This window comes from Candidatus Falkowbacteria bacterium, from assembly GCA_016699775.1.
Classification (GTDB): Bacteria; Patescibacteriota; Patescibacteriia; order Patescibacteriales; family Patescibacteriaceae; genus Patescibacterium; species Patescibacterium danicum.
The window spans coordinates 254254-277050 of sequence record CP065010.1 but is presented as its reverse complement, the minus strand read 5'-3'; the positions used below and the strand labels follow the sequence as shown (position 1 = coordinate 277050).

18 protein-coding genes and 1 pseudogene are annotated in these 22797 nt (G+C 34.3%); 2 read left to right on the top strand and 17 right to left on the bottom strand.

The window, feature by feature from the left end; all coding sequences use genetic code 11:
• Nucleotides 1-134 precede the first annotated feature (134 nt).
• From IPN41_01430 to IPN41_01415, 4 genes and pseudogenes are all read right to left on the bottom strand, one after another.
• The gene (locus tag IPN41_01430) at nt 135-1478 is read right to left on the bottom strand and encodes a hypothetical protein (protein ID QQS60618.1); all 1344 of its coding nucleotides are present in this window, start codon (nt 1476-1478) and stop codon (nt 135-137) included.
• 99 nt (nt 1479-1577) lie between these two features.
• Nucleotides 1578-5098: pseudogene (locus IPN41_01425) on the bottom strand (DNA polymerase III subunit alpha).
• 357 nt (nt 5099-5455) lie between these two features.
• A complete protein-coding gene (locus IPN41_01420; protein QQS60796.1) occupies nt 5456-5713 on the bottom strand; it encodes a T9SS type A sorting domain-containing protein in 258 nt (85 codons plus the stop codon).
• A gap of 31 nt (nt 5714-5744) precedes the next feature.
• The gene (locus tag IPN41_01415) at nt 5745-6734 is read right to left on the bottom strand and encodes a hypothetical protein (GenBank protein ID QQS60617.1); all 990 of its coding nucleotides are present in this window, start codon (nt 6732-6734) and stop codon (nt 5745-5747) included.
• A 299-nt stretch (nt 6735-7033) separates the two neighbouring features.
• Here IPN41_01415 and rpmA point away from each other — a divergent pair, with 299 nt between their 5' ends.
• The gene (gene rpmA, locus IPN41_01410; protein QQS60616.1) at nt 7034-7318 is read left to right on the top strand and encodes a 50S ribosomal protein L27; all 285 of its coding nucleotides are present in this window, start codon (nt 7034-7036) and stop codon (nt 7316-7318) included.
• Between the two features lie 75 nt (nt 7319-7393).
• Here rpmA and IPN41_01405 read toward each other — a convergent pair whose 3' ends face one another.
• Both IPN41_01405 and IPN41_01400 read right to left on the bottom strand, forming a co-directional pair.
• Nucleotides 7394-8143: a class I SAM-dependent methyltransferase gene (locus IPN41_01405; protein ID QQS60615.1), complete on the bottom strand. Its 750-nt coding sequence runs from the start codon at nt 8141-8143 to the stop codon at nt 7394-7396.
• 24 nt (nt 8144-8167) lie between these two features.
• A complete protein-coding gene (locus IPN41_01400) occupies nt 8168-9112 on the bottom strand; it encodes a nucleotide-diphospho-sugar transferase (protein ID QQS60614.1) in 945 nt (314 codons plus the stop codon).
• Between the two features lie 407 nt (nt 9113-9519).
• Here IPN41_01400 and IPN41_01395 point away from each other — a divergent pair, with 407 nt between their 5' ends.
• Nucleotides 9520-10458, top strand: coding sequence for a glycosyltransferase family 8 protein (locus tag IPN41_01395; GenBank protein QQS60613.1), 939 nt, complete (start codon nt 9520-9522; stop codon nt 10456-10458).
• Here IPN41_01395 and IPN41_01390 read toward each other — a convergent pair.
• The 11 genes from IPN41_01390 to IPN41_01340 all read right to left on the bottom strand — a co-directional run bounded on the left by IPN41_01390 (nt 10455) and on the right by IPN41_01340 (nt 22797).
• Nucleotides 10455-11279 (bottom strand): FkbM family methyltransferase, encoded by an 825-nt coding sequence (locus IPN41_01390; protein ID QQS60612.1) that lies wholly within the window; start codon nt 11277-11279, stop codon nt 10455-10457. The genes IPN41_01395 and IPN41_01390 overlap by 4 nt on opposite strands.
• 1 nt (nt 11280) lies before the next feature.
• Nucleotides 11281-12948, bottom strand: coding sequence for a CTP synthase (locus tag IPN41_01385; protein ID QQS60611.1), 1668 nt, complete (start codon nt 12946-12948; stop codon nt 11281-11283).
• A gap of 7 nt (nt 12949-12955) precedes the next feature.
• The gene (locus IPN41_01380) at nt 12956-13756 is read right to left on the bottom strand and encodes a prepilin peptidase (protein ID QQS60610.1); all 801 of its coding nucleotides are present in this window, start codon (nt 13754-13756) and stop codon (nt 12956-12958) included.
• A 28-nt stretch (nt 13757-13784) separates the two neighbouring features.
• The gene (locus IPN41_01375; GenBank protein QQS60795.1) at nt 13785-14495 is read right to left on the bottom strand and encodes a glycosyltransferase family 2 protein; all 711 of its coding nucleotides are present in this window, start codon (nt 14493-14495) and stop codon (nt 13785-13787) included.
• 7 nt (nt 14496-14502) lie between these two features.
• Nucleotides 14503-15822, bottom strand: coding sequence for a hypothetical protein (locus IPN41_01370; GenBank protein QQS60609.1), 1320 nt, complete (start codon nt 15820-15822; stop codon nt 14503-14505).
• Between the two features lies 1 nt (nt 15823).
• The gene (locus tag IPN41_01365) at nt 15824-16492 is read right to left on the bottom strand and encodes a hypothetical protein (GenBank protein ID QQS60608.1); all 669 of its coding nucleotides are present in this window, start codon (nt 16490-16492) and stop codon (nt 15824-15826) included.
• Between the two features lie 21 nt (nt 16493-16513).
• A complete protein-coding gene (locus tag IPN41_01360) occupies nt 16514-18790 on the bottom strand; it encodes an O-antigen ligase family protein (GenBank protein ID QQS60607.1) in 2277 nt (758 codons plus the stop codon).
• A 94-nt stretch (nt 18791-18884) separates the two neighbouring features.
• On the bottom strand, nt 18885-19322 hold the full coding sequence (locus IPN41_01355) for a type II secretion system protein (GenBank protein QQS60794.1): 438 nt from the start codon (nt 19320-19322) through the stop codon (nt 18885-18887).
• 102 nt (nt 19323-19424) lie between these two features.
• Complete coding sequence (locus tag IPN41_01350; GenBank protein ID QQS60606.1) at nt 19425-20639, bottom strand: type II secretion system F family protein; 1215 nt, start codon at nt 20637-20639, stop codon at nt 19425-19427.
• A 6-nt stretch (nt 20640-20645) separates the two neighbouring features.
• Nucleotides 20646-21026: a response regulator gene (locus IPN41_01345; GenBank protein ID QQS60605.1), complete on the bottom strand. Its 381-nt coding sequence runs from the start codon at nt 21024-21026 to the stop codon at nt 20646-20648.
• Nucleotide 21027: 1 nt separating this feature from the next.
• Entirely contained in the window at nt 21028-22797 is a 1770-nt protein-coding gene (locus IPN41_01340) for a type II/IV secretion system protein (protein QQS60604.1), read from the bottom strand.

The following is a 22797-nucleotide window of genomic DNA, read 5'->3' as shown; positions in this document are numbered from 1 at the left end:
TCAGCTTAGTCCATTAAAAATATTCTTAAAAATGGATATATTATTGAAATATACTATAGGTGGTAGCTATAGCTTCAGCTGAAATGTACTTATAACTATACTCTTTTACCCCCAAGAGTCAAGATTACTAGATTCTATTTTTTTAGAGAAACAGAAATCTTATTTGCAAAATATGGTGACCATTGCCAAAAAGCAGGATAAAATGTCAGCTCATAGCTCTCAACTTCTGGTTGATTCTGTATATAAGCTTCAAGCTGATTCCGTCTTAATCCAACAATTTTTTTAGGATTTATAATTTCTTCTCCAGTACTAGCAATTGAGGTACCAAGCATTTCAACTTGAATCTCCGCAACATTCTGCTTTACATCAGCTGATGTAACTGTGAACTTTGGGTTTGTGGTTTCAGACAAACCATCATCTGACGAACCAACTGCTGAAAGAGCTGTTCCCAAAACTCCAGAAATATTAGCTTTATTAAATGCCACAACTGTAATACTTCCCTTGAGTTTAACAGTCACATCTTTTTTAACTTCACCCACTTGTCCTTCAACCGTAACATCTAAAGATTCTTCATCAAGGATATATAGTTTTTGATCATACAAATCATACGTGGATTCAATATCAGTTTTGGCTTTTTCCAATAAGGCAACTTTTCCACTAGTAATTGCTTGATCAATATCGGTTTGAGTAATAGAAAATTCCGCTTTTTCTTTATAGCTCACAGAGCCTACTTTTGCCTCAGCGTAGATTTTATCTTGAAGTCCGGCCCATAAACCTGGAATAGTCAAACGAGTATTAGTTAAGGCAAAGGATGGATCAGCCGTTTCTGCATATACAGTGGCCGTAATGGTTCCACCAGCTGGCACAACGACGGTTTCAGTTAAACGTAACAATTGATTTCCTGGAGTTAATAATCTAGTGGTGGCAACCAAGGGTTGATCTTTGTTGTAATTATTAATTAAGACAACCGTGCCGCTAACTTCAGCTCCAGTAATTTTTTTACCTGATGATGGAGAAACTTGAGTATATTCTATATCCATCCCCCGCACTAAACCAAGGGTTGAGCCACCTGGTACTTCATAATCTTCAGGACGATCATAGACAGTAAAATTAGTTTTGGTTTCAACACTTTTAACTTTAGGAACAATCGTAATATCCAAACGTATAAATGTTACATAAATCACTAGACCTAAAAATAATAAACTTAAGACAACAAATGGCACAGAGATACGACGATATAAGCGAGATGTAAAACGTGATGGTGGAGCGATAACTTGTGGTTCCAATGGTTGTACTTCAGGTAAGACAAAGTCTTCAACTATTGGCGCTGAAAAAGGACTTGATAAATCCAAAATATTTTTATCTGAAACTGCCGAGACTTTACGTGAACGAGTTACCTTAACCGTACTTTTACTAGTTGTCTTAGTAGTTTTTTTTCGTGGGCGTCTAACTGTTGGTTTTTTCTTTTCTTCAGGCATAGAATAAATTTAATATTCTATTATTATACTTTAAAAGCATCAAAATGACAAATATAAAATTCAAACAATATTTTTTCTAACCATCTGTAACACGAGGTATTATAAAATTTGGACAACATCAGACAATTGTTCACGCAAACGTTCAATCAAAGATGGTTTTTTATCAACTGTATAATCAGTTTTTATTATTTTATCACCTTCCTTTGATGTAACTTTAACATATACCCGATGAGAGCCTGGGAATTCCTGAAAAATACCTTTTAAACGATTAAAAACATCAGGCAAAAGATGTGATTGAGGAATAATTAATTTTAAACCATCTGTTTGTTCGTTTTGTCTATATGAAAGCGCCACTGGTTTACCTTGTTGTCGTGGGGCTAACTTTGAAAACTCGCGAACAGCAATCGTCGCATTTTCTGGAGTTAATTCAACCGCACGATTTACAAGTAACTTAAGTTGACCATCTTTGTCTGACAGCGTACCCTGACACAAAACAATTTTTCCCTCCTGCCAGATTAAACTGGTTTCGGTTAAAATCTTTGGGAAGACGATCACTTCAATTGTTCCACCATCCTCAAGTTTCACAAATAACATTGTTTCATTTTTTCTAGTTAAAATCTTTTTGATTGTTGTGATAACACCAGCTACAACTATCTCTCTGTTCGCCAGTGCTTGGCTTAATTCAAGCATTGAAGTTGTACAACCTTTCACTACCTCCCGATATTCAGCAAAGGGATGTTCGGTAATATACAAACCAAGTAACTCCTTTTCCCAAGCCAAAATTTCTCGTTTATTAGCAACTGGGGCTGGGGATAATTTAATAGCTGGTGCTTCTTGGTTCACTAGGCCTGAGAACAAACTTGTCTGCCTGGAAGTTTTTCGTTGACTAATTTCTTTATGAAAATTAATCATAATATCAAGATTAGCTAATAATTGCCCACGCTCACCAAGCGTGTCCAGAGCCCCACTTTTTATTAAACTTTCCAATGACTTACGATTAAGATCTTTATCATCAATTCGTTCTAACACTTCTGTTAGAGTTTTATATGGACCATTTTTTTTACGTTCTTGAATGATAGCTTCAGCGATATGGTCACCAACATTTTTTATAGCCTTTAACCCAAAGCGAATTGTTTTGCTTTCTTCAGAAGCAATCATATTTTCAGCCGTCCCTGTTGTGACAACTGTAAAATTCTCAAATGATTCATTAATATCAGGTTGTTGAATTTCCAAACCCATATTACGGCACTCTTCAATTTCAATGGCAATTCGATCTGTATCTTGTTGATCAGAAGTTAATAAGGCGGCCATAAACTCCACTGGGAAGTTGGCTTTTAAGTAGGCAGTTTGATAACCGACCATAGCATAGCAGGCAGCATGCGAACGATTAAAACCATACCCAGCGAACGGTTCAATAAAAGAAAAAATTTCTTCACCAAGTTTAACTGATAGGCCGTTTTTAACACAACCTTCAATAAACTTTTCTTTTTGTTCAGCAAGTAATTTTACAATTTTCTTTCCAACGGCTTTACGCAAAACATCAGCTTCAGCCATAGTAAAGCCAGCCACGTCACGCGCAATCTGCATGACTTGTTCCTGATAAATTGCCACACCATAGGTAATATTTAAAATTGGTTCTAGTTTTGGATGTAGATATTTTAATTTTTTAATTCCCTGTTTTCCCGAAATATAGTTTGGAATCCATTCCATTGGTCCAGGACGGTATAAAGCTACCATAGCGATAATATCTTCAAACTGCGTAGGCTTTAATTCTTTTAAATATCGTTTCATGCCGCTTGATTCAAACTGAAAAACGCCGGTTGTTTCTCCACTTTGAAATAACTGAAAACTTTTTTCATCATTGAGCGGAATCGTATCGATATTAATATGAACGCCACGAGTATTTTTTATAATCTGGATGGCTGCTTCAATAATGGTTAAGTTACTTAAACCAAGAAAATCCATTTTTAATAATCCCAAGTCTTCAATAGGATGAAGCGAATATTGAGACACTAAACTTTTGTCAGACGTGGAAGCAAATTGAATCGGAACATGATCAGTCAATGGATTTTTGGTAATCAAAACACCACAAGCATGCACCGAGGAATGACGTGCTACACCTTCAAGTTTTAAGGCATAATCAATAATACGCTTGGCTTCTGGTTCTGCATACAACGCCTTTAGCTCTGGAGAACGTGATAAGGCGTCTTTGAGCTTCATTAAGGCTGGAATGGCCTTTGAGAGCTTATCGCAGTAGTCATAAGGGTAGTTAAGCACTCGACCAACGTCTCGTACAGCCGCCCTGGCAGCCATAGTTCCAAAAGTAATAATCTGTGCGACGTGGTCAGAGCCATATTTATTCTGTACATATTCCAAAACCTCATTACGACGTGAATCAGCAAAGTCCAAGTCAATATCAGGCATTGAGATACGATCAGGATTTAGAAATCGTTCAAAAATTAAATTATATTCAATTGGACAAAGGTTGGTAATTCCCAAAACATAACAAACTAGTGATCCAGCCGCTGACCCGCGACCAGGACCAACAATGATTCCTTGATCTTTGGCCCAGTTTACAAAATCAGCCACAATTAAAAAATATGACGGCCAACCCATCTTGGCTACAACTTCTAATTCATAATCAACACGATCACGATAAATCTGATCAATTTTTTCATAGCTTTTTCCATATCGTTTCACTAGACCTTCCAATGTCAATTTACGTAAATAGGTATTACCATCAAAACCAGTTGGCACTTCAAAGTGAGGCAATTGAACTTTACCTAACTCAATATCAAGTTGACACATCTCGGCAAGCTTAACTGTGTTTTCCAGAGCCTCAGGAACATGAGCAAAAGATTTCGCAATGTCTGCGGCTGGCTTCAAGGAATAATTAACACCAAGCATTGACATACGGTTAGTATCTTCTTTTTTACTTTTATTTTGTAAACATAATAAAATATCCTGAGCTTCATCATCTTCGGCTTTAAGGTAGTGAACATCATTGGTAACAATCAAGGGCAGGTTTAATTCTTTTGATAGTTCAACTAAGATATCGTTTAATTTCATTTGTTCAGGAATTTCTGGATGATCTTGTAGTTCAAGAAAAAAATTACCTTCACCAAATAATTTTCGGTAGGCATCAATTTTTTCTAAGGCCTTGTCACGCTTGCCTGCTAACAACAAACGTGGAATTTCACCTGCTAAACAAGAACTCGTTCCGATAACCCCTTCGCAGTATTGAGATAACACTTCCCAGTCAATACGTGGCTTATAGTAAAAACCTTCAACGTGAGCGATGGAGGTTAATTTAATTAAATTGTGGTAACCAATATTATTTTTAGCCAGGAGAACTAGGTGGTAATAATTTTTTTCATCAGGACGAATGGTGCGGTCGTGTCGTGAACCTGGAGTAAGGTAGGCTTCAACACCAATGATTGGCTTAATTCCCTCTTTTTACATTTTTCATAAAATTCAATTGCTCCATACATGACGCCATGATCAGTTAAGGCAACAGCCGGTGAGCCATCAGCTTTGGCTGACTCAACTAAATCATCAATTTTAGTTAAACCATCAAGCAAAGAATAGTGACTATGGACATGGAGGTGAACGAAGGACATAGAGGGAAATTTAACTTTTCTGGGAATGGCCAAACTATTTATGAGGCTCTAAAAGATACTCTATTTTAACATGTTAGCGGGGCTTGGGCAAACCCGAAAAATACACCAAAAAATAAAAGAATCCGATACTGTATACGTATCGGATTCAACAACTAAATCTATTTTTCTTGGCCTTCTCGGTTACACTTGAAGATAAGCCAAGCTAATAATAACGTGGGAATCATGAGAGCTCCTATTTCACAATGGAAATAGGCACAGATTCCCAAAGTGAGAAAACATATTAGAAGTATCATATTCCCTCCTTTCTGTCATCCCCGACTTTTTCTGTTATCCCTGACAGGGGATCTGAAATGACTTTTATTTTATTAAGATCATCTGTCTTGTCTCTCTAAATTCCCCGGCAGTAATACTGTAAAAATAAGTGCCACTAGAAAATGCGTTGCCGTTGAACTCAACCGAGTGGCTACCGATAGTTTTGACTTCATTAACCAATTGTTGAATTAACCGACCAGACATGTCATAGACTAAGATCTTAACTAATCCGGGTTGATGAATCGAGTAATTAATTTTTGTTACCGGATTGAAAGGATTTGGAAAATTTTGTTCGAGCTTAATTTGATCATTAGGTTTTTCTGATCCCTGTTCATCAAATTGATAATTGCGAAATTACCCAAAGAGTATTCAACAAAGAAAAGACCACTCTATGACCGGTTATAGCAATATCCCTAATCCCGAATTCCTGCGACTGAGTTTGATAGAATTTAAACCAATTCCTTCCGCCATTTACAGTTTTATAAATTACTCCTTTGAACTGCTGAGAAGAAGTATCTGATCTCCACACTCCGCAAGCATAACCAACAAATTGATCTTTAAACTCGATATCAGAAATATAACCAGCACCCGGAAGAAGGATCTTTCGCCAACTGTTGCCATTGTTAGTTGAAAAACAGATGGTGGCTTTCAAATTATCCATGTTAAAACCAGCGGCAAAGAGATTTCTCCCGTTATTGGCTAAAGTTTGGATCTCAATATTTGAAAGAGATGTGTCTCTAACCCAATCAACCCTATTATCACTTTTGTATAAATTACCAAGAGCAACAAATAATCTATCGCCTTTCCGCGCTACTTCACACGGAACAAAGTTCCAACCGTTATTAGCATAATACTGCTGCCAATTATTACCATTATCAGTACTCACTATTAATTCATTACCGCTACCGACGATCTCAATAATACTATCTTTTATTGATATAGCGTACAACGGACTACTTCCGGGTACTGAGATAGAATCCCAAGTTACACCGGCGTTGGTGGTTCTAATAACATACCGAACTAATGGTGTTTCCATGGTACTACCAACCGCATAAGCGGTTTGGTTATTCTGCTTGGCAGCATCATAGAGATGCATATTTGAATCTCCATAGACATGAGTCCAGTTAGCACCTGCATTACTTGTGACAAAAATTCCATTTTGTCCTGCTACAAATCCTCTATTTTGATTAAAGTATACTACTCTATCAATCAGGTTTATGCCTGGGACATTTTGAATAACTGGGTTTCTTGAAAGATGATCCTGAGCATTGATTTTGTTATAACTAAATAGAACTACCAACATTATGAATATTGCTTTTAACATTGTGTCCCTCCTCCTTGAGGGCTTTTTGTTTTACATTTTTAAAGAATATTTTAAAAAAATGCCATTTTTGACATTATAAAATTATAGCACTAACTCATATAATTGTCAATGAATTTACGGTTTTAGCTTGTTTTTGTGACAAAATAGGCATTTTTCCAGCAATATTGACTTTATTCCCCTCTTTCGCTATAGTTTAAAGGCCTTATCTCTTAGTTTGCTTGCGGAGCAACCTAAGAAATCAAGATTACCCCCGCTGATGGCCAAATCTGGCTTGGGAAGCGGTTTTACATTTAAATTCTATGGCACATAAAAAAGCCGGCGGGTCCACCGCCCTGGGCCGAGATAGTCAAAGTAAACGTCTCGGTGTTAAATTACAAGATGGACAAATTGCTAAAGCTGGTTCGATCTTAATCCGTCAACGCGGCACAAAGTATCAACCAGGAGTCAATGTTCGTCGAGGTAATGATGATACTCTCTACTCAGCAGCTGCAGGAATGGTTCGATTTTCATCTAAGAAGTTTCTTAAATATAATAATCGACTTAAATCCTCAACTGTTGTGAGCGTAGTGAGTGAGAAGAAATAAGAAGATATAAAAACATCCAGTCGAAAGACTGGGTGTTTTTTGTAGAAGCTTTATAAATTAAATCCTAAAACAATTTTAGCTCTTAGGCATTTTAAAGTTAGTCTCTAGACGTTCAGATAAAAATTCTTTAAAAGTAGATTTTTTTATTTTTTTAAAAGCACAAAATAATGATACCGAACCCAAGGGGAAAACTTTACTAAATATTTTAGATATAAAAGGGGGAAACGGATAAAAATTAGATCCCCCATAATCATATAACTTAAAACCTCCATATGTAGTCATGGTCTTTACTAAATCATTTTTCGTATAGCCTCTCACATGTGGTCCCAATATTCTGATTGGCGTAGGTTGTTGCCCAAATAAAAGCAACAATCGATTGTGCCAAGACGCTAAATTAGGCACACCTATAATTAGGAGTCCTCCATTTTTTAAAACACGATTAATTTCAGATACTATCCAAAAGAATTCTTTAACATGCTCAAGAACTTGATTAATTACTATAATATCAAAATATTCATCAAAATATGGAAATTCATCTGTTTCAAGGTTGAGTGATGCGACTGTTATTCCCTTTTCCTTTGAGATGTCTTTATATTCGTCAAAAATCTCAATACCATACAGGTCAGACTGAATGTCTCTTTCTGATAAAGTCTTATGTATATTTATTAGATCATAGCCCTTTCCACAGCCAACATCGAGAACTTTCAGATTCTGTGAATTATTAAAACTAAAACTTTGTACCCATTTTTTTATAATTGGGCGACCATAATTAAGGTGGTTATTTTTATCTTTTAATATAGCTATTTTATTAATTAAACTTTGCATATATACTTTAAAATAATTTCATTACTATATATGTAACATATTCTTAATCTTATAGGCAATTGAAAGTATGAATGAGTCTCTAAATATAACTCTAAAATATACTTTCAAAGAAAAGCGATCAATTTTAGAATTATGAAACTGTAATGCATCTAACTTTATATTCTGCATAATACCATTTGGTTCTATTAAAAAATTAGTATCTAATTTTTTTAAAGGTAAATTAAGAAAGTGGAAATGGTTTTTTTCCATAAAAGCACCCTCAAAACCAATATTAGAAATTAAATTTTGTGTCGGTGTTATTGTAAGTTGATCTGCACGTAATAATGAGTATATCCAGTAGTCCCAAGTATTATCAAACCTCTCGGACAACTTATCAAAAAACATAATATAAAAACGAACAACATTTTTATTACTAAAAATAGTATTAAGCCATGAACTTTTTCTTATTTCATTCCAATCACTTAAATCATCTGTATATAATTCCCACTTTTTTTTCCAGGTTGCCCATCCACATACTGAAAAATATTTTGAAAAAAAATAAGATTCTCGGTATACTCCATCAAGCAAAAAATTAGTACCACTAATCATCCCGATGTTAGGATAATTATTATACTTTTGAATCATTTTTTGACAAAATAGAAAAAAATCTTGGTTTGGAAGACAATCATCTTCTAAAATAATACCTGCTTCAACATGGCTAAAGAACCAAGAAATTCCTTGACTTACTGCTAATCCACAGCCTAGGTTTTTTTCCCTAAATAATGTTTTTAGCTCACAGGGCCAATCAACAAGTTTAAGTATTGCTTCACGAGTTTTTTGGCATAACAAAATATCTTCTTGATTATTTAAACGAGGCCCATCAGCTGCAATAAATAACTGCTCAGGCTTTACTTCGGCGATAACTTTAAAAACTTCTTGACTAATTTCTGGGCGATTGAAAATTAGAAAAAGGACTGGGGTTTTAAACATTTTTGTATTTTAAAATTTACTATGAATAATCATATATACTAGTAGAAAAATTATCTTTAGACTTTTTTATCAATCATGCAAAGATCTCTTTTCTTCATTGGCAATATAATAGAAATAAAATCTGAAATTGTTACCTTAAAACTAAATCTGGATATTTAAAATTTATAAAAGAAGCTTTTATAGGGGGCAAACTAGACTGTCTCATTTAATAGACTATTTCCTTAGAAATAGTTAATATCTAATACTAAAAAACTAATAAAAAAAGCTGTGCTAAGCTAGTTTGTAATATAACTTTCAAGTACTAAAAGCTACTTAATTATAGCCAAAATATAAGCAAAAGTAAAAAAGTGTAATTGTTCTAAAGTTGACTTTAAGTTCATTATATTTATAATTAACTTATCATAGATATGGAATCAACTACTATCAATATTATACTATCAGCTAATAACGCCTATGCTCAACATCTTGGCGTTATTTTTGTTTCAATCTTAGAGAATTCTTCAGATATTAATAAATTTGTTTTTCATATTCTTGATAATAATATTAGTCCAGAGAATAAAGAAAAATTACGATTTATAGAAAATAAATACGGAACTAAAATCATTATTTACAAAATTGATGATGCATTATTATCGAGTTTTCCAGAAGTTCGTCATGTATTAAAAGCTTCATACTCACGCCTATTAATTGCCGATTTATTGCCAACTAATATTGATAAAGTGCTGTATTTAGATACCGATATGGTTATCTTAAAAGACATTGTACCACTATATAATACTGATTTAAATAACTTCGGTTTAGCAGCTGTCCAAGATATAATGTCAAACGAAATAACTAGGATTCATTTCTGTCCTAATCTAAATAGTTATTTTAATGCTGGTGTAATGCTAATTAATCTAAAAAAATGGAGAACATTAAATATAAAAACTAAATCTCTTGATTTCGTAAAAGATCACTACTCTCAACTTATACGAGCAGACCAAGATGTCTTAAATTGTTTATTTAAAAATGATTGGCAAGCTTTAAATTCTTGTTTTAATGTTGACTTAAAACGTCAATCCCCTTTATCTATGCCAAATCAAGAAACTGTAATTCTCCACTATTCTGATAAAACAAAACCTTGGTCTTACAGTTTTGTCGGACCCAGTAAAAAATATTATTACCATTATTTAGCAAAAACTCCTTGGGCAGATTTTAAAATCAATGACAAAAATCTAAAAAACTTTATAAAAAAATATTCCAGAGTTTTTATAAAAGAAATAAAACGTCTCCTACTCCCTCTTGTGCCAAAAAATTTTTCAGACATTTATAGACGTCTTATTTGGAAATTTTATAAAATAAATTAACTCACCCAAGCATGTAATAATTTTGGAACACCACTTTTATCCTCGATACCTTTAGTAATAACTCTATAATTAGGGTTAATATTTTTTAAAAAGGAAGTTATTAAACGAGCATGATCAGGATGGTGATATGTGGTGATTGCTATTGTCGGATGATATTTTTCAATTGTCAAACGTGCACCTGATAGCATTTCAAGTTCATGACCTTCAATATCCGCTTTAATATACGTAATTTTTTTATTTTGATGAAAAAATAAATTATCTATCGTTTCAACATTAACTACTGTTTCTGTTGGATGTTTAGAAATTCTAGCTGCGATACCATCGTTAGTTATGTAAGATTTATATGACGAAGACCCCAAAGCTGTTGGAATAAGAGTAATATTTTTTTCGTTTTCAAAAGTTTTTGATAGTGATGATAAAAAAGTAGGCAATGGTTCAATGATATATACTTGTCTACAACGATCTTTTACTGTTAAAGAAAATAATCCTTCGGCAGCACCACAATCAACAACAATATCATCAACCGTAACTCTTGTTTCAGGGACTTCATAAAAATGCCAGTCATCTTTATCACATATCTCACAAATTACATGATACAAAGCATCTAACCCGATATTTTTTGGAAAAAATAATGGTGAAAAATAATTTTTTATTTTTATAATATAATCACTACTGTCTTCTTCTATGGATTCTATATATTCTTCTGCCCTCTTTTTAAAACGAGGCCTCGCTATATTTCTAAAAAGTGATTTCACTGTTGTTCCACGTCCTCTACCAATCAGCCAAAAAAATAGTACCTTAAATCTCCATATAAACTTCATATTATTTCCTCTTTTTTAACTGGCTACACACCTTCACAAACTCCACAAACAATGGATGAGGGTCAAGGGGCCTGGAAATATATTCTGGATGAAATTGAGTGCCGATAAAGAATGGGTGATTCTTTAACTCAATGGCTTCAACAATTGAATTATCAGGAGAGGTTCCAGCAATTACCAAGCCCTTTTGTTCAAGTAACTCTCGATACTCTGGATTAAATTCATAACGATGACGATGTCGCTCTGAAACAATCATTTTTTTACCAGCTTTTTTCGCATAAATCTTAACTAATTTTGTCCCTGGAATAAGCTTACAAGGCCATCCACCAAGACGAATTGTTCCTCCGAATTTTCCTTCGGCTACATTTTTCTTTTGTGTTTCCATAATATCAATCACCGCATACGGTGTTTTTGGGTTAGCTTCCCGACTATTTGCATCTTTTAATCCAGCAACGTGACGAGCAAATTCAATCACTGCCATCTGCATGCCATAGCAAAGTCCAAAATAGGGAATTTTCTTCTCTCGACAATATTGAATTGTTTTTATTTTTCCCTCTGACCCTCGACTTCCCCAACCTTGGGGAACAATAATACCGCTAAATTTTTTTAAAAGACTTGTCCCTTTTTCCTCAATTTCCTCGGCTGACAACCAATGAATATTAACCTGACAGTGATTAGCAGCCGCCGCGTGTTTCACTGCTTCAAGGACAGAAATATACGAATCAGTTAAATGAAAATCACCGGACATAAAATACTTTCCAACAATGCCAATATCAACTGACTTCTTGGCAGTTTTTAGTTTTCGTATCATAGCCTTCCATTCCGCTAAATCTTTACGACGAGGTTTAAGGTTAAACTTCTTTAAAATTCTTTCACCAAGCTTATCTTTTTCAAAGTTAATTGGGACGTCATAAATAGAAGGACTATCAGGCGCTGAGATAACATCCTCAGGACTAATATTGCAATTAGTGGCAATCTTTTCACGACGTGGACGATCAAGAGACCTAGCGGAACGAGCAATAATAAAATCAGGTTGAATACCAGCGGTATTTAACGTTCTAATCGCATACTGTGTTGGCTTGGTTTTCATCTCACTTGAGTTTGATGGAATTGGCAAATAACTAACCATTACAAAAACCACATCATGCCCATACGTAAACTTCATCATACGAGCTGCTTCCAAAAATAACATATTTTGGTACTCTCCCACGGTTCCACCAATCTCCACAATCATTATTTCTGATCCAGACTTTTTTAAGGCAGTTTCAATTCTGTCTTTAACCTCCAAAGGAATATGAGGCACTACTTCTACACACTTTCCACCATAGCCAAGATTTCGCTCTCGCTCAATTACTGACTGATAAACACGACCAGTAGTCATGTAATTATCACGATAGATATTTTTATTTAAAAACCGCTCATAGTTTCCAATATCCTGATCTGTTTCATCACCATCTTCAGTTACAAATACTTCTCCGTGTTCAATTGGATTCATTGTGCCTGCATCAACATTAATATATGGATCAATCTTTAAAGCTGTAACATCAAACCCCTGGCTTGTTAAAATTCGACCAATACTCGCAACCGCCACACCTTTGCCCACACCAGACATAACACCCCCAACCACAAAAATAAATTTTGGAGAGATTTTTTTTCGAGATTTTTTTGCCATATAAAAATTAACGAAGATGGATTAACTGCAAATACCAATCAATTAGTCCTTCTCCATAGAAAAGAATTATAACCGCTGATACTGCTAAAAAAGTACCGAGGGGTAGCATTGACCCCCAGCGTTTCTGACGTCCAATTAACAATCCTATCCCGACAATAGCACCTAATATATAGGCTAGAAATATGGTTGGAACAATCAATGGCCAACCAAGGGCAATTCCAAGCAATAATCCCAATCTAATATCACCGCCACCAATCCAACGACCCCGAGATAGGACAAATTGGCTAATGAAAAAACCGCTTCCTATTGTAACAGAAAGCAGGAGGTTTTGCCATGAAACGCCCAAGACCAAATTAATACCTCCGAGGATTATAGTAACTGGTAAAACTAACTCATCAAAAATTAAAAACCACAAGGCATCAGTAACAAAAATAACCACTAGTGAAGACAAAAGAATCCAATCTCGAACTAATAATAACCATGTCTGCCATTGCCAAGTTTCAACCATACCATGTAATGAAGTGAGGCGCACAAAAGCCAAGGTAAACAGTACCGCTGTCACGGCTTCAACCACTGGATATTGCCAACTTATTGTTGACTTACAGTGACGACACTTCCCCTTAAGATGCAAAAAACTCAGTACTGGAATATTGTCATACCAGGCAATCATTTTTTTACACATCCGACAATGAGAACGCCCACGAAGACTCTCATGAATATGAAGTCGCCAAATTAAACAATTTAAAAAACTGCCGATTATTAAACCAAGCAATGGTGAGAAAAATAAGTAAATAATACCCATATCCATATAGTATACAGAGATATTTTAATTATGACTACATTAACTTAATCCTGAAATAAAAATAAATAATTGCAAAAGTAGCCTGAAAACCATCCTTCCACCCAATTTTTTTTCCATGTTCTCTACTTCGAGCAATGTATGAAATCGGAACTTCAGAAACACGTACTTTTAAAAACGCAACCCAAGCAGTTAATTCTGGTTCAATTTCAAAACGATTACTCAAAAGTTTGCCTTTAAACGCCTCAACTGTTTGTCGATTAAAAACTTTGTAACAGGTTTCCATATCAGTTAAACTAAGACCAGTAAAAATATTTGAAAGTATTGTTAAAAGATAATTAGCAAAACGCCACATATACATTTTCTTTCCCCATTTTCTTTTAATTATAAAACGTGAGCCATACACCACGTCAGCGGTATTCTGTAAAATTGGGTTTAGTAAAACTTGAAAATCACTTGGATTATATTCCAAGTCACCATCTTGAATAATAATAATATCTCCTTGCGCTTGCATAAAACCAATTTGCAAAGAAGATCCCTTGCCTTGATTCTTATCTTTATAAATATAGCGAACTACTGGATCAGTATAATTTTGTAATATTGCTATGGTACCATCAGTTGAAGCGTCGTCAATAACTATAATTTCTTTAAGATAAGCATTCTCAATATGACAATTTTTTACAGCCTCAATAACATCTAAAATTGTTTTAGATTCATTAAAAATTGGGACAATAACACTGAGTGACATCATATCTTTAAACAGATACTTTAGATTTTTCTTCTAAAGCCAGTCCAACTAAAAGAATGGAAATTGGGATGAGAGGTATAAATGTTCGGGGGTCAAGAGCAAATTGATAATATCCGGAAGTTAAGTATGTAAATATAATTGCTCCTAAGTATAGTAGGAAAAAGGATAGCACGGTTAAAAATGTAAAGTTTTTCCTAAAAGACTTAAACCGAAGAATAATTATCAAAATAAAAATATACCACCAAACATTCCAATTATTAAAAATAAAAAAACTTCTAATGATTGGAGAAAATATTTCTGTGTGTATATTATTAATAGAAGCTATTGAATGTAAACCAAGATTATAAACCACTCTAAAACCTAACCAAAAAACTAAAGGAACAATCATAAAGCTTATACTTTTAAAAAGTAATTTCCAAGAAAGTGATTTTTTATCTAACCACCACGCAACTCCCAAAGCTCCTAGCCAAGCCAAAATAGAAAACATTCCATCATTTTTAATAAAAAATCCCCATCCTATAAAAAAAGCCGAAAAGTATAAAAAAATGTCTGTTCTTTTTTCTAACCATTGAACGAACAATGCCAAAGAAGTTACTACAAAAAAAGCTAATGTCAGATCTGCATAGGGATTTATACTGTGATAAGCTATTAAAGGCATTGAAGCAAAAAAGAAAACGAGCGAGAGACTAATCAAACGACTGAGCCTTTGTGACAAAGAATAGTACAAAACAAATATGATACAAATAAATGATGACAAGGGAATGAAATTTACCGCAATATCTCCCCCACCAAGCTGACGTAACCAGTACTCTAATAAAGAACTATGCCATGGGTAGGTACTATTACCAGGTACAGCTAAATAAACGTCACTCAATGGATTAAAATCAACACTACCTTCATACAACAAAATTTTACTTCTTTTTGACCAATTCACAATTGCATCAAAAGCTATAGTTGGCTTTACTGTGGCTTGAAGGGCGGGAAATATAATACAGATACTTATTAAAACCACCAAAATAATTTCTGGTAGTTTAAAATTTTTGAAATTAAAATGTAGTTGTTGATTTTTTTGTCTATAATAAATCAAAAATAATAAACAAATTAAGGCTTGTAAAAAAACGAATATAAGCAAATATAAAGAAAAATTAAACCTCAATATAAAAAAATAAACAAAAAGCTCCAAAGATAAAATAACAGTCCCTAATTCATAGCTAAGAGCTAAGCGCATATATCTTTCTTGAATAGGGATAAACCTAGCCAATACCCAGCCAACAGGTAGCACATAAGCAAAATAAGTAGCTAAAGCTAATATACTTTCTATTGACATACTACAATTTAGTATTTTCAAAAATAACCATTTGTTGATTTAATTTATTTTTTTCTTTAAAAAAACCTAAGAAATTTTCAGCTGAAAAATCACTATTTGTCTGATCTATTCCAAATCTATAAAGACCACCTTCGCTTGATAAGCTATGATTTTCTAAAGGATGATAGAGTAATAGAAAATCCGCTGTTTCTGATTTTGAAGTAAGAGCGTAGTCTTTAAGTAATTGGAACTCAAGAAACGGTTTTTCAGCGCCCGCTGCAATATAAACAATAGAATTTCCTGGAACATTCTCACGCACAAACTCAACAAACAATGGTATTCTACACAACCGTCCTTCAAAATTTTGAATTACATCTATTTGGCAATATCGCCAGCGAAGTTGCTCCATAAATGGTCTATTGACCATTATTATATTATTGATTATCTCTTTGATATTACTATAAAAAAAATGTAAAAAAAGAGGTAGCCATAGTATTAATAAAAAATATACTATAGTATTAGAAGTAATAAATTTTTTCTTTTTAAAATATACTATCAAATTGTACACCACCCCTATAAACACTCCGAGCAGACCAATAATTACAACTAAAGAATAGTTTCCAATAACTGGGCTAAGAATACCATTAATTGATGATAGAAGCTCTGGACGATCAAATATAAACTTGTTCATACATAGAATATGACATACGATTTACTGACTTTCAAGATTTTTAATTAAGCTTTTTATAGCAGGATTCTCAGGACTAAGTTCAAGAGCTTGTTTTGCAAAATGCAAAGCTCTTTCTTCGTCTCCTAATTCTTGGTAAATACGTGCCAACTCGTGTGGCCACATACTATTATTATAATCCACAATATACCCACTATTATGATTGCGAAGAGATTCAGGCAGATTGTCAGATAAATAAAAATAATCAGCCAAATTTTTACGGGCGTTTAAATCATAAGGAAAAATCTTTAGAGCTTTGATATACCAACTAGCTGATTCATCATATTTTTTTTGTTCATTCAAGGTTACCCCTATTTGTGTATACAAGTTAGCCAATTGCATTACAATATCATTACGACGATGCCGAGGGTCTTTAGGTTCAACTGAGGGCATTGCCTCTATTCCTTTATTGAAAATTGCTATCGCTTGCTGATAATTTTTATGCCATAATTCCAACCGTCCATAATCTGAATAGACAAAAGTTATTGAAGGATTTATAGACAATAGTTCTTCATAGTGCGCTTTGGCATTATCATAATATTTTTGATCAATAAAGCTACTTAAAATTGAATACAGGCGCGAGAGATCAACTAGGGTATAATATTGTTTTTCTTTAGAGTCAATAGTACTAGCTTGTGTCAAGAGAATTTCAGCAAAATATTGTTGTTCTTTTTTTGATGAATAAGCAGAAAGGCAGTTGACTCCATAACTAATAAAAGCTCGGGAATAAAAATGACTAACAGGATACCAGTTAAGAGTTTTTTCCATGTTAGCTACAACATTTTGGCAGTCACCTCGAGTTTCAGCTTTTTTAACTTTAAAAAAATAATAATCGGCCATCAGTGGTCTAAAATTATAACCATACAATAAGGTAATCAGAAAAACTGATATAGCACCAACCAACACCCACCTTGAAATCGGCTGAAAAAAATCTAAAGAAAAAGTTGAAGATGTATAGTTATTTCCGATAAGCCAGGCTATTCCAAGAAGGGTATAAAACACCACATTCATTGACACTAATGAAAAACTAAAAAAATTATTAATGCCGTAAATACTCAAGGCTGATAATATACTCACTCCTAACCAATAATTCTGAGGACTTTGTTCTTTCCAGGTAACCTTGATTAACCGTCTTACTATGTATGCAACGAAAAGAGTGAAACTAATAAAACCAAGTAGACCAAATTGCAATATAATATCTAGAATAAAATTATGAGCCCGATCTGGGAAGGAATTAATTGTTTCAAAATAAGCCCATTCTGGTTGGTAATATTTTACAAAAATATTTGGTAGGGCATCAGGTCCATGCCCAAATATTTTCTGTTTCAAGGTTGCATCCTTAAAACCATTCACTGCTGCTTCCCAATATAATAATCTTGTTCTCGTTGTTCCAAAGTTAAGATTAAAAATACTTAAAAAACGCTGAGCTGCCTGCACTTCTTGTCGCCAAGCCACTTCAGCTATTTTTTCTCTAATTATCGGTAAACTGACCATTGCAGTTAAGGCAATGATTAAAGCAATAAACACAGCAAAGAAGACTTTCTTACCGCGCCGTAATAAAATCCAAAGAAAACAAGCTATAATAGTTATAAGTAAGGCTAACCAAGCACTTCGACTAAAAGTAAAAATTAAACACAACATCTGAGCAAAGAACAAAGCCGAATAGCCAATTCTGGTATAAATATTTTTACTAAGAAAAAAGATAGCATACAGTGTCAAAGGCAAAAGCACTGCTAAATAATGCCCAAAAAAATTCGGTTGTCCAAAGCTTGAAAAAAGACGACCAATATCCTCTCCCCATGTATAAAAATCTAAACCAAATAACTGAAGTAAACCATAGGCCGTAGCAAACACCGAGCCTAAAAGCAAAGCTATAATTAAGCTATACAGTTGCTCTCGATTTTGTATTACAACAACTATAAAAAATGTTAAGGCAAGGTAATGCCATAAATTATACAAACCTTGTTGTCGTTCATAACTCCCCCATAAACTAATTACTGGATGAAGTGAAAAAGTTGTGCTTAATAAAAAAACCACGGCAACCACTGTTCCGAGAATAAAAAACTTCTTATTTCCTTGCCATTGTAACCTTCCTTCCAGAGAAATTTGTATCAACCAACTAATAATTGTAATAGCTAAAAGTAAATGCAAAGCAACTGACTTATTCAAATCAAAAATTGTGTAATTTTCTTGAAACCAGGCAAAATAAATTGGCACAAAAAAAACCACACTAAAAATACTCCAGCGTGTTATTGCACTCACAAATTGTATTACATTATTTCTTAAAAACATTGGTATAAAATACAGACCACAGACAAAATCAGTGATCTGTATTCCATTAACATACCTCCTTAGATTAATAACCTCCAATACCCGAAGGACGCACTCGGTGAGTACCAGCAGAGATATCTCCCGTTGCTGCACCAATACAGTATGTCATTACATATGAAGCATTATTGGCCAATGCAGTGTATGAGTAATTCTGTCCAGTTGGTTCACAAACTCCGTCACTCATTGGCATTGGATTAGATGGCATTATTGCCATATACGTCGTTGAATTAGCGCCAATAGAACTTATAGGCCAACCAGGTGTAATGTCAGTTGGATATGTACCAACATCGTTGTTATATAACTCCAAAGCTGCATGTACCTGTCGCATATCTGAGACACGCTTAGCGTCACGAGCACGCTGACGAGCATTACCCAAAGCAACGATTGCGAGAGTTGATAAAATACCGATAATCGCAATAACGACTAAAAGTTCGATTAATGTAAAACCTTTTCGATTGTTTATTTGTTTCATGGTCTCACCCCCGATCTAAATTTATTCACGGTCCTCGTGAAAAGTTATATTAACAGTATACTACATTCCACCAAAACAAGCAACAAAAAATTACTATATCTGGCTAACTACATTATACATCGGCAGCAATATCGCTGCAACCATAACACCAACACCAAGACCCATTGCTACCATCAAAGCTGGTTCAATTAAAGACATCAGACCGGCCAACAAAGTTGTAATTTCTCGGTTATAAAAAGTGGTAATTCTCTCTAAAACAACATCTAATTTACCGGTTTTTTCACCAACCATCATCATCTGAGAAACCATGGCTGGTATTTCTTTTGATTTCACAAAGACAGTACAGATAGAATTACCACCCTGCACTTCAACAATTGTTTGCGTAATTAAATCTTGATAGTAGGTGTTATTCACAACCTCCCCGGCTACCTTTAAACTTGAAGAGATATTAACACCTCCAATAATTAAAGTATTCATGGAACGAGTAAACCGAACCAAGTAAATCATACGAAGCAGTGGACCAAAAATCGGCATATGTAAAATAATATAATCAAACTGGCGACGTCCAGACTTACTCTTTAAATACATACGAAAACCAGCAATCAAAGCGATCACTCCCCCAATCACCACCCACCAGTATGCTGTTAAAAAACTAGAAATAGCAATTAAAATTTTGGTTGGGGTTGGCAATTCACCCCCGGCTTCAGTAATAATTGAAGTTAGTTTTGGCACCACAAAAATCATCATTAAAAAACCAATCGCCACCATCATAACAACCACAAAAGTCGGATAAATCATTGCTCCCTTAATCTTACTACTCATATCATAATCCTTTTCCATCTCGTCAGCGATATAATTCAAAGCCTCATCAAGCTTACCTGATTGCTCTCCTGATTTTACAACGCTAATATAAAAATTTGAAAAAAGCTTTGGTCGCTTTGCAAAAGCTCCTGATAATGTTTCGCCGTTATTTACTTCATCACTTATTTCAGCAATAATTTGCTTTAATTTTCCTTTTTCTGATTGCGTGGCAATAACCTTTAAAGCCTCAACAACCGGCACGCTCGCACTAATCATTACTGAAAATTGTCGTGAAAAAACCACTACGTCTTTAACGCTAACATGGTTTAAGAAATTCAAAAGGGAAAAAGATCCCAATTGACGATGGGTAATTTCCTGAAGACTAATAATCAAATAACCACGAGAAGTCAAAGTTTCACTCGCCTGAATTTCCGAATCAGCCTCAACAACACCAGTCTGCTCTTGGTTGGTTGATTTATCAAGAATATGAAAATTAAATGAAGGCATAGTGATTTATAGTTCTATAACCGCTAGAACACGCTCAACAATTTCACCAGGCTCTAAGTAAGCTTTTACATAATAACCAACAGCCCCAAAAATTTTTGCTTGTTCTCGATGAGGCATTTCATTAATGTTAGTTAAAATCATTACTGGAGTATTGGCAGTTTCTTTTTGACGTTTTAATTTTTTTAACAACGATAACCCATCCTCATCTGGTAAAGATATATCCAAAAGAATAATCTGAGGTTGAAATTCTTTGGCTGCTATTAACCCATCAGCCGCCGTAGAGGCACTATGAACAATAAAACCTTCATCCAAAAATTTTTGATTATATAATCTAATCAAAAAAGGATCATCATCAATTAACAATATTTTTGGTTTAGAGTGAGACATACTATGATTGAATGACACGCATTACTTCTTCTAAGGTTGTTAAACCTTGGACAGCTTTGATTAAGCCATCTTGCTCCATTGTTAAAAATGGTTGGTTAGCCTGAACATCTTCAAGTCTTACAGCACCCTGTTTTTGAACTAATAATTGACGCATGCCTTGATTAAAATCTATAGCTTCAGCAATTGAAATTCGAGAGTGGTAACCCGTATTACCACAATGTGTACAACCCTGACCACGAGAAAATGATATTTTATTTATATCAAAATCTGGAATTACTTTTTTTATACTCTCAAGGGGAATCTTTGCTATTTTTTCTTTAATACTAGCCATAAAATTAGGCTCTATCTGAGCTTGAACCGTGCAGTAAGTACAAATACGACGCGCCAAACGTTGAGCTAAAGCTAGATTAAGAACTGAACTTAATAAGAAAGGTTCAACTTTCATATCAAGCAAACGAGCAATTGTACCCAGAGCATCATTGGTGTGCAAAGTTGATAAGACTAAGTGACCGGTTAAAGCTGAGTGAATGGCTAATTCAGCTGTTTCATTATCACGAATTTCTCCAACCATGATAATATCTGGGTCTTGTCGTAAAATAGAACGAAGCCCAGAGGCAAAAGTAAAACCAACTTCAGCTCGAATCTGTGATTGATTAATACCCTTCAGCTGATATTCAATTGGATCTTCCAAGGTAATAATATTTCTTTCTTCATTATTTAAAATAGAAAGAAGAGAATATAACGTCGTACTTTTTCCTGAACCAGTCGGACCAGTAACCAACATAATACCACTCGTCTTTTTAAAACTCGTATTCAACACTTCAGCAGTCTGTCCAACAAAGCCTAATTTATCTAAACTAACAATCCCCTTTGAGCTATCCAAAACACGCATAACAACTTTCTCCTGACTCAATAAAGGCATTGATGAAACACGAAAATCTACTTCTCGATTATTAATCGTCAAACGAATACGTCCATCCTGTGGAGAGCGAGACTCATCAAGTTTTAGATCCGCCAGAACCTTAATACGGGCAATGATTGCCGGATGAATATCTTTAGGCAAGGTCAATGAATTATGGAGCATACCATCGATACGATATCTAACCCGCGATTCATCAGACATTGGTTCAATGTGAATATCACTGGCACCACCTTCAATAGCATGACGAATAATTACTGATACGATTTTTGAGACTGGGGCATCTTTAATTACTTTATCAAATTTTATACCATCGTCTTCCTTATCATCCTCTAATTTTTTGGCTGAATCCTCTTTGGCTTTTGTGGCCAGGGCTCCAGCTATTTCTTTATTAAAATTTTTATATTGATTAAAAACACTTGTATAACTAAAATTTGAAATCAGGTAATAATCAACTTTAAGTTTGCTTTTCTGAGCCAGAAAATCCATGGCTTCAATGGCTTTAAAATTTGTGACATCAACCAAACCAACTTTGAGTTTACTATCGACTTTATCAAAAGCAACAATCTTATAATGCTCAGCAATACTAAGTGGGACTATATTAAGAATCTTCTCATCAACAACTTTATCAGCCAAATCAGTGTACGGAAAATTATAAAATTCAGCTTTTGTTTTAACAAAATCCTCAATATTAATTAAACTTTTTTCAATAATAATATCATCAACACTTTTGCCAGAAGATTCAATTTCTTCTAAGGCAGTCGTAGCTGTTTCTTGTGACAACAATTGCCTAGAAATTAAAAAATCTAATAATGATTTCTGCTTATCAATAAAAGCTGGGTTAGTAGCCAT

Bases quoted from the DNA above. Each gene is read 5' to 3' on its own strand.
- IPN41_01430 (QQS60618.1), bottom strand. From the start codon at position 1,478: ATGCCTGAAGAAAAGAAAAAACCAACAGTTAGACGCCCACGAAAAAAA.
- IPN41_01415 (QQS60617.1), bottom strand. From the start codon at position 6,734: ATGTTAAAAGCAATATTCATAATGTTGGTAGTTCTATTTAGTTATAAC.
- rpmA (QQS60616.1), top strand. From the start codon at position 7,034: ATGGCACATAAAAAAGCCGGCGGGTCCACCGCCCTGGGCCGAGATAGT.
- IPN41_01405 (QQS60615.1), bottom strand. From the start codon at position 8,143: ATGCAAAGTTTAATTAATAAAATAGCTATATTAAAAGATAAAAATAAC.
- IPN41_01400 (QQS60614.1), bottom strand. From the start codon at position 9,112: ATGTTTAAAACCCCAGTCCTTTTTCTAATTTTCAATCGCCCAGAAATT.
- IPN41_01395 (QQS60613.1), top strand. From the start codon at position 9,520: ATGGAATCAACTACTATCAATATTATACTATCAGCTAATAACGCCTAT.
- IPN41_01390 (QQS60612.1), bottom strand. From the start codon at position 11,279: ATGAAGTTTATATGGAGATTTAAGGTACTATTTTTTTGGCTGATTGGT.
- IPN41_01385 (QQS60611.1), bottom strand. From the start codon at position 12,948: ATGGCAAAAAAATCTCGAAAAAAAATCTCTCCAAAATTTATTTTTGTG.
- IPN41_01380 (QQS60610.1), bottom strand. From the start codon at position 13,756: ATGGATATGGGTATTATTTACTTATTTTTCTCACCATTGCTTGGTTTA.
- IPN41_01375 (QQS60795.1), bottom strand. From the start codon at position 14,495: ATGTCACTCAGTGTTATTGTCCCAATTTTTAATGAATCTAAAACAATT.
- IPN41_01370 (QQS60609.1), bottom strand. From the start codon at position 15,822: ATGTCAATAGAAAGTATATTAGCTTTAGCTACTTATTTTGCTTATGTG.
- IPN41_01365 (QQS60608.1), bottom strand. From the start codon at position 16,492: ATGAACAAGTTTATATTTGATCGTCCAGAGCTTCTATCATCAATTAAT.
- IPN41_01350 (QQS60606.1), bottom strand. From the start codon at position 20,639: ATGCCTTCATTTAATTTTCATATTCTTGATAAATCAACCAACCAAGAG.
- IPN41_01345 (QQS60605.1), bottom strand. From the start codon at position 21,026: ATGTCTCACTCTAAACCAAAAATATTGTTAATTGATGATGATCCTTTT.
- IPN41_01340 (QQS60604.1), bottom strand. From the start codon at position 22,797: ATGGCTACTAACCCAGCTTTTATTGATAAGCAGAAATCATTATTAGAT.